A 5,648-nucleotide genomic window follows, 5' to 3' on the forward strand; every position below is an offset into this window, starting at 1 on the left:
CGGATGCCAAGCGCGGAGCGCTTGCAAAAGACCAGTTTGATTGCCGCTGGTTCGCGGATTACCGCGAGATGCTGTCTGAGGTCGAAGCGGTTTGTATTGCTGTTCCGACCCTGCTCCACCATGCCGTTGGTTTGGCCTGTTTAGAGGCTGGACTCCACGTTTTGATCGAAAAGCCAATTGCGGCCAGTCAGGAGGAAGCTGCTTCGCTCAGCGAGTCGGCAAGCCGGGTTGATCGTCTGTTGCAGGTGGGACATATCGAACGTTTCAATCCCGCGTTTCGTGAGTTGACCAAGGTGGTTGCGAATGAGGAAGTTGTCGTGCTGGAAGCTCGACGTCATAGCCCCCATTCCGATCGAGCCAATGATGTTTCGGTGGTTCTTGATTTGATGATCCACGATTTGGATCTGGTCTTAGAGCTTGCAGGAGCGTCTGTTGTGCATTTATCGGCGGCCGGCGGAAGGAGCTCCGCAGGCCCCATCGATTACGTCAACGCCACATTGGGCTTCGACAATGGTGTGGTGGCCAGCCTGACTGCCAGCAAAATGAGCCATCGCAAGATCAGGAGTTTGAGTGCTCACTGCCGAGGGAGCCTGGTGGAAACAGATTTCTTGAATCACACCCTGCACATCCACAGGCGTGCTCATGAGTGGTATTCCGCTGACCACGGTGAGCTGTTGTATCGCAACGACGGTTTCATCGAAGAGGTGAGCACCACGTCAATCGAGCCCCTTTACGCCGAGCTGGAGCACTTCCTGCAATGCGTTCGAGGTCGTGAAACCCCCGCCGTCGATGGCCAGCAGGCGTCTCGGGCTCTCCGTCTTGCCGACATGATTGAGCAGGCCGTGGAGCGGCCAGGAGTTGGGATTGCTCTGGACGCTCCGATTTGATTTAAAGCAGGCCTTCTTGTTCGGCTAGCTCCTTGAGCGCTTTGATTTGCCACCGGCGGCATTGCGCTGGTGACGCTAGGTAAAACTGTTTCCAAGCCGCTGCTTTGTGCTGGCTGTACTCCCCTGTGTCTTGTTCGGGATAGGTGCTTTGCCAGCCGACCCGGACGGCATGACCAATGACCACATCGAGTGCGATGTCGTCTTCAAAGCGCATGTCTGGGTTGGTCATCGTGAAGGCCATCAGCGAGAGCAGGCTTTCTGTGCAGAGTTGGCGGTATTCAGCGGCTTCAATCCGACTGAGGAGATGCTCAACCTGAATGGCGAAGTTGCGCTCTCCTGGTGTTTTTTCCAGCACCAAAGCGCTGGTTAGCCGGTTGCGTCGTTCCAGCTTGTCTCCGATCACCAATCCACGGCAGTGATGCAGTAACGACCAAATGCCGGCATAGAACTCCTTCGGGACTTGTTGCAGGGAGCCCAGTCGCATGCGGTGTTGCAGCCAGTCGGATCCGCTCGGTCGTTCTTCAAGGGGCTCAGGTACGGACCACTGCACATGGCCGCGAAGGTGAAGCAGTTCTCCTCGCTGTAGAGCGGCACGGGCATGGTCGACGTCATTAAGCAGTGCTTGAAGGCGCAAGCTGATCGCATGGGGAGCTTCGCTGCAAAGGGCTTCAAAGGCTTCGTCCTGGCTCAGTTGTCTTTCCGCTGCAAGCTCTGAGGTGAGCAAAAGCAGGAGTTGACCAAGCTGCAGGGTGAGCGTGCCCTTGAGTTTTTCTGGTTCACGACGGGCAAGGCCATCAAGAGCCACCAGTAATTCCTGTTGCAGCATGCGTTCTCGGCCGTCGTTGCCGCAGGTGCTTTCAATCAAGGCGGCGATCGCTTGGCTTGAGGCCGGGGCGCTGAGACGAGAATCGCTGGTGTAGTTCCTTCCCACGACGACTTGCTTTTGGCGGCTGAGCAGGTCGATGACGGCATCCTCGAGTTGGGGATGGACGAGTCCCATCGCACCAGCGCAGCGGCGGGCCACATTCCAATCCTCCTGGCTGAGCCCGCGGTGGTAAATCTCCTCCAGCAGGGTGACCAGCTCAATCGGGGTGCCTTGCGGGCCGCTGAGAATCGCTCGATGGCCCAGTTGGCGCTTCAGTAGTTCAAGCACTTCGGCTTGTTCTCGGAGCGAATGGCTGCTCCAAAGACGATCACGGAGCTCACCAAGTGGGATGTCATCGAGCTCTTGTTCCTGGGCTGCGGTGAGGTCGCTGAAGTCGGTGGAGTCTTGTAAATAGAGGGCTGCATCGCTCCGTTGATGGGCGTTGCCTTTGGCTGGTGTGGCTGGAAGGGTCACCCACTGAGCACTGTCGGCGAGGGTTTCAAGATCGCTGAAGCAAACAGGAACATCCTCGATCTGTCCTGAGTTCAGACGTGTGGTGAGATCGATCAGTAGCTCAGGATTGTTCTCTAGCAGGGTGGCTTCAACAGGGATCAGTAAGAGCGGTGAACCCTCTCCACGCCAGTGCCGTTGCAGCAGGTGCAGTTCGTTGATGACCGTTTCCATGAGCTGTCGTGGGTCATGACTCACGAAGAAGGTGTCTTCTTCCAAGACAGCCGGTAAGACGGCAAGCTGCTCGTTGCCCTGTTGGTAGAGGCGTGCTGTGTCCGAGGTGTCGGCTCGGAGCATTGGCTGACCGCTCAAGTGGAGCGCTTCATCGCCTCCGACTGCGCTGAGGCGATCGTTGAGGTTGCTGGATGGCACGACCTGGATTGGGCAGGTCTGTGGATCGCTGACCGGTAACCCTCGCGCCTTGAGTTCGGCGGCAAGTGAGCTGCTGGTTGGTGCCAGGGCAACAAGGACCTGCTCGGAACCAATCTCGGCTTGGAACCTGCGACCGCAGGGGTCAAGGTCCGCTGGCTCGATTAGTCCTTCGATCAGCATGTCTCCGAGCCAGGCAAGGCTCTGGGTCCAAAGCAGAGGCACGTTGTCGTTGGCCAAACGTTGTTGGCTTCCTGGTGCCCGACGCTCGAGTTCCACCGCACTGTCTGGGACCAGATAGAGCTCGGGGTAGAGCTGTTGCCCATGGCGTTCGACCTGCAGGATCCTGAGCCTTTCTTGCCAGTAATGCGCGTCTGTCCAACGCTCTTCACAGCAGGCTGTTAGCTGCTCATAGGCCAGGAAGAGAGGCCATTCCGATTCCACTCCTTCGAAGTTCACGAGTTCGGTCCGTTCGTAATGCAGTCGACTGACGTCTTCGACCACGGTTTGATGTCCGTCCCGGCGGAAGCGTTTGTATCCGTAAGGGCCTCCTAGTTCGCGTCGGATCCGCTGGACGGTTCGTTCCACCAGGTCTCGCTCCTCCACCGCCCAGGCTGGGTAGCCGATCACGGAGAGACAAGCGCTGTCGACTTCCTTGCTGGCCGATTCCCGTGGCAGAAGTCCTTGGAGGGCCCGGCGCAAGCGGACGACAGCGCCTTGCGGCACGAGCACCTGCACTGATCCATCGCCATGGAAACTAAACAGATCGACGCCATCGAGGGCCTCGAGTGCCGCTTTGGCCATGCCAATGGAGCTGGCGTTGCGCTCGGGCAGGCCTTGATTCCCCTTGTCCCCCCGCTCCCAGATTCCGAAGTCGGGCACGCGGTAGGCCCGCGCCACGTAGTACACCAGGTTTTGGATGAACGCCACTTCGTGGCGGTTACGAACCACGGCGAGCCCGCCCCGGCTCAGTTGAGCTAGCTGCAACAGAAACAGTGATGTGGCATCGAGCTGCAGATGCCCCCATCCGTCATCGGCCACAACCTGATCGCCATTGGCGCTGTTGTATTTGGCATGCAGGGCGTCGAGCGGATCGAGGCTGTACTTAAAACGCTCCACTTTTGAGGCTTGGCGCATCATGCTGTTGAGCAAGCCGCGCATCAGTCCCAGAACCCTTTGTTCAAGTTCCCAGCTGCGTTGGGTGGTGCCCCTGTGAAGGCGACGATGGGCGATGGCCAGGCCCCAAACGCACTGAATCGAGTACACGCAGTCGCGAACCCAGGCGTCTCCGTAGTTTCCGTGCACGGTGTTGGCCGTGCTGGCTGGAAGCAATCCGCTCACTGGATGCTGACGTTGTAGAACCACCGCGTCGATGGCCACATCCAGGCTCTTTAGTTTTTCAAGGCGTAGCTCGTGTTGCTCCTTGGGGTTCGGATGCGACAAAACCGTGGCCTTCCAAGCGACCGGATTTAGATTCTCCCTCGCAGTCGAGTTAGGGATGGACATCACCAGCACCGGTCCGCGTGATCAACGTCGCTTCCAAGTCCTTGGGGTGCCTGTGGATGCTTGTCGCGATGTCACTGCTGCAGCCATCGGTGTGCATGCCGATGGGGGAGGTCAGATCGTGACCCTCAATGCAGAGATGTCGATGGCAGCACGAGCCAACCATCGCTTAGGTGCCGTGATTGCTGACGCTGATCTTGTAGTTCCCGATGGCGCAGGCGTTGTCTGGGCTCTTCGCTTACAAGGTGTGCGCGTTCGCCGAAGTCCCGGCATTGAGTTGGCATGGGAACTCTTGAGTTATGCGGAGGCCCATGGTTGGTCTGTGGCGCTCGTTGGGGCTGCACCGCAGGTGATGGAACGACTGTGTGATCGCTTGGTGGTTGAGCGCCCTGAATTGCGTCTGGTACTGGCGCAACATGGATATCTCAGCGAAGAGGATTGGCCTCAGCTTGAAGCCAACTTGTGCGAGCTCAACCCAGATTTGGTCCTTGTTGCTCTGGGTGTTCCCCGACAAGAACTCTGGGTTCAGAGCTTGAAAGCCTCACAAACCGGGGTGTGGATGGGTGTGGGTGGCAGCTTTGATGTCTGGGCTGGTCTCAAGGAACGGGCGCCAAAATGGGCCAGCCGTTTCCAGGTGGAATGGCTGTATAGGCTTTGTCAGGAACCAAGCCGCTGGAGGCGTTATCTCGCGCTACCGCAGTTCGTTTGGGCTGTTTTGCTCAGCGGAAGCCGACAGAAGCCTGCCAAACAAAAGCAAGCAACAGGAAGAACAACGGAATGATCGGCAGGATATCGATCAGCGGACTGAAGGCTTGATAGGCCTCAGGTAGCTGGGCCAGCAAATCGAGGGTGTAAGCAGCCATCCCGGCGAATTCATGGTCGGAGCTCGGACGCTACCACGTGTGATGGGCTCTTGAGCTCGGCTCCCACGGAGCGAAATCCTCTGAAAAGCAACCATCACGAATGGCTTGCCCCATGGCGGTGGTGAATCGGATCAAATGCGTGAGGTTATGGATGCTCAAGAGCGTGAGGCCGAGCAGTTCCTCACTACGGATCAGATGATGCAGGTAGGCACGGGTGTGATGGCGGCAGGCCACACAAGAGCAGCTTGCGTCCAAAGGAGTGTGGTCGTGCCGGAAACGAGCGTTGCGCAGGTTCCAGCGTTCGCCTCCAACCAGTGCTGTGCCATGCCTGCCAAGACGGGTGGGCAGGACGCAATCAAACATGTCAATCCCGTTGGCCACGGCAACTGCCATCTCGCGCAAGGTGCCAATGCCCATGAGGTAGCGGGGACGATCAGCGGGTAACAGCGGTGTGACCTGGCGCACGATCTGATGCATCTCCTCCACCGGTTCGCCGACGCTGACGCCTCCGATGGCGATGCCCGGCAGGTTGAAGTCCGCCACTGCTCGCGCGCTCAGATCACGGAGGTGGGGGAAACAACCACCCTGAACAATCCCGAAGAGGGCTTGGTCGTCGCGTTGATGGGCGTCTGCACAGCGGCCCAGCCAGGC

Annotated in this window: 5 protein-coding genes; 2 read left to right on the plus strand and 3 right to left on the minus strand. The window is 58.5% G+C overall.

The annotated features are described in order from the left end of the window. Nucleotides 1–887: Gfo/Idh/MocA family protein (locus NCN04_RS07120; RefSeq protein WP_250395631.1), on the plus strand; the 887-nt coding region annotated here is incomplete at its 5' end. Nucleotide 888: 1 nt separating this feature from the next. Here the strand turns inward: NCN04_RS07120 and NCN04_RS07125 are convergent. Continuing rightward, a complete protein-coding gene (locus NCN04_RS07125; protein WP_250395632.1) occupies nucleotides 889–4,137 on the minus strand; it encodes a glycoside hydrolase family 15 protein in 3,249 nt (1,082 codons plus the stop codon). Between NCN04_RS07125 and NCN04_RS07130 the strand changes: the two genes are divergently transcribed. Next, nucleotides 4,130–4,915, plus strand: coding sequence for a WecB/TagA/CpsF family glycosyltransferase (locus NCN04_RS07130; protein WP_250395633.1), 786 nt, complete (start codon nucleotides 4,130–4,132; stop codon nucleotides 4,913–4,915). The genes NCN04_RS07125 and NCN04_RS07130 overlap by 8 nt on opposite strands. On the opposite strand, the gene NCN04_RS07135 is transcribed toward NCN04_RS07130, so the two are convergent. Further along, nucleotides 4,854–4,997: a photosystem II reaction center protein K gene (locus NCN04_RS07135; protein WP_071841249.1), complete on the minus strand. Its 144-nt coding sequence runs from the start codon at nucleotides 4,995–4,997 to the stop codon at nucleotides 4,854–4,856. The genes NCN04_RS07130 and NCN04_RS07135 overlap by 62 nt on opposite strands. A gap of 30 nt (nucleotides 4,998–5,027) precedes the next feature. Next, the coding region (locus tag NCN04_RS07140; RefSeq protein ID WP_250395634.1) for a tRNA-ribosyltransferase family protein at nucleotides 5,028–5,648 on the minus strand (621 nt) is incomplete at its 5' end.

Source organism: Synechococcus sp. MU1655, from assembly GCF_023630655.1.
Lineage (GTDB): Bacteria > Cyanobacteriota > Cyanobacteriia > PCC-6307 > Cyanobiaceae > Synechococcus_C.

Excerpts from the sequence above, each read along its gene's own strand:
- NCN04_RS07130 (WP_250395633.1), top strand. The coding sequence starts at position 4,130 with ATGGACATCACCAGCACCGGTCCGCGTGATCAACGTCGCTTCCAAGTC.
- NCN04_RS07125 (WP_250395632.1), bottom strand. The coding sequence starts at position 4,137 with ATGTCCATCCCTAACTCGACTGCGAGGGAGAATCTAAATCCGGTCGCT.
- NCN04_RS07135 (WP_071841249.1), bottom strand. The coding sequence starts at position 4,997 with ATGGCTGCTTACACCCTCGATTTGCTGGCCCAGCTACCTGAGGCCTAT.